This is a genomic window from Mesorhizobium sp. M7A.F.Ca.CA.002.15.2.1 (assembly GCF_003998715.1).
Lineage (GTDB): Bacteria > Pseudomonadota > Alphaproteobacteria > Rhizobiales > Rhizobiaceae > Mesorhizobium > Mesorhizobium ciceri.
In genome coordinates this window covers 1-1,363 of sequence record NZ_RZPI01000989.1, presented here as the reverse complement: position 1 = coordinate 1,363, position 1,363 = coordinate 1, and the positions used below count along the sequence as shown (strand labels likewise).

Below are 1,363 nucleotides of genomic sequence, written 5' to 3'. Positions count from 1 at the left end.
ACCCGCAGGAAGCCGCGCGCCGTGCGCATCGTGTCGCCGCCGCCGTGGTGCAAGTGCGCGGCGCGCTGGCGCCGTTCGAGACGCTGCGGGCGGCTTTCGAAGGCTAAGGTCGGAAAAACTAGGGCAGGCGGAACCTGTATTCCGTGACGTGGTGGTAGATCGCGCCCGGCCACAGCGTTGCTTGCGGGAAATAAGGCCGGTTCGGCGCGTCCGGCCAAATCTGCGGCTCCAGGCAGAAGCCGCAAAAGGCCTTGTAGTTCCGCCCTTCCAGCCCGGTGCGCGGCGTCACATACTGGCCGGTATAGAGCTGGACGCCGGGCTCGGTGGTCCAGACCTCCATCTCGACACCGGAACTGGCGCCTTGCGTCCATGCCGCCTGCTTGAGCGGCCCGCGTGCCGAAGCAAGGCAGAAATTCTGGTCGTAGGGCAGTTGATCACCCTCGGTTTCCATGCGCAGCGGCCGCGCCTGGCGGAAATCGAATGGCGTGCCGTCAACCGGCTTGACCACGCCTGTGGGGATCATGTCGCCATCGACCGGCAGGTAGGCGCCGGCATTCAGCATCATCCTGTGGTCGAGAATGTCGCCTGCGCCGCCATCATCCAGGTTGAAATAGGAATGCTGGGTGAGATTGCACAGCGTCGGCTCCTCGCAGGTGGCGGTCAGCTCGACGCTGAGCGTGCCGGGGATCTTCAGCCGGTAGGTGCAGGTGACGTCGAGCGCGCCGGGAAAACCCATCGTGCCGTCGGGATCGTGCAGCGTCAGCGTGACGAAATCCCTGCCATGCAAGGAAACCGTCCACGGCCGGTGGGAGTAACCTTGCGAGCCGCCATGCAGCGTATGCTTGTCGAGGAAGTTTTGCTCGGTCTGGTAGCGGCTGCCGCCAATGGTGAAGCGGCCGTCGCGGATGCGGTTGGCATAGCGGCCGACGACCGCACCGAAGAAGGCCGTATCCGTCTCGTAGCCTTCCAGACTGTCATAGCCGAGCACCAGCGGAGCATCGTGCCCGGTCAGGCGCAAATCCTGGATGATCGCGCCCAGACCGATGATGTTGGCTGTGATGCCGCCGCCCCTGATCGTGAAGCGACGCACCTGCTCGCCAGCCTGCGTCGTGCCGAAAACCTCGCCGTCCTTCATCGCCATGCCCGTAAATGCCAGTTGATCCAGAAGACTTCGGCTGGTTTTTCCATGAGAGATGGGCAGGCCATCGGCCTCCCCATCCCAGGGATAGCCTATCAGAGGCCGAGGCCGCCGATGCAGACATATTTGGTGTCGAGATAATCCTCGATGCCCTGATGCCCGCCTTCCTTGCCGAGGCCGGATTCCTTGACGCCGCCGAACGGCGCCTCCGGCGTGGTGATGAGG

The 1,363-nt window shown here is 64.1% G+C and carries 2 protein-coding genes and 1 pseudogene; 1 reads left to right on the top strand and 2 read right to left on the bottom strand.

The features are described 5' to 3' along the window. Positions 1-107, top strand: a pseudogene (locus tag ENZ74_RS31865) (sugar kinase); the annotation flags it as partial. Between the two features lie 11 nt (positions 108-118). Here the strand turns inward: ENZ74_RS31865 and ENZ74_RS31860 are convergent. Further along, positions 119-1,141 carry an aldose epimerase family protein gene (locus ENZ74_RS31860; protein WP_063168174.1) on the bottom strand — a complete coding sequence of 341 codons (1,023 nt, stop codon included), beginning with the start codon at positions 1,139-1,141 and terminating at the stop codon, positions 119-121. A gap of 92 nt (positions 1,142-1,233) precedes the next feature. Then, positions 1,234-1,363 (bottom strand): aldehyde dehydrogenase family protein (locus tag ENZ74_RS31855; RefSeq protein WP_127294222.1); only part of this gene is annotated, 130 nt, incomplete at its 5' end.

Coding starts and splice junctions, on each gene's coding strand:
- ENZ74_RS31860 (WP_063168174.1), bottom strand. CDS start 1,141: ATGGCGATGAAGGACGGCGAGGTTTTCGGCACGACGCAGGCTGGCGAG.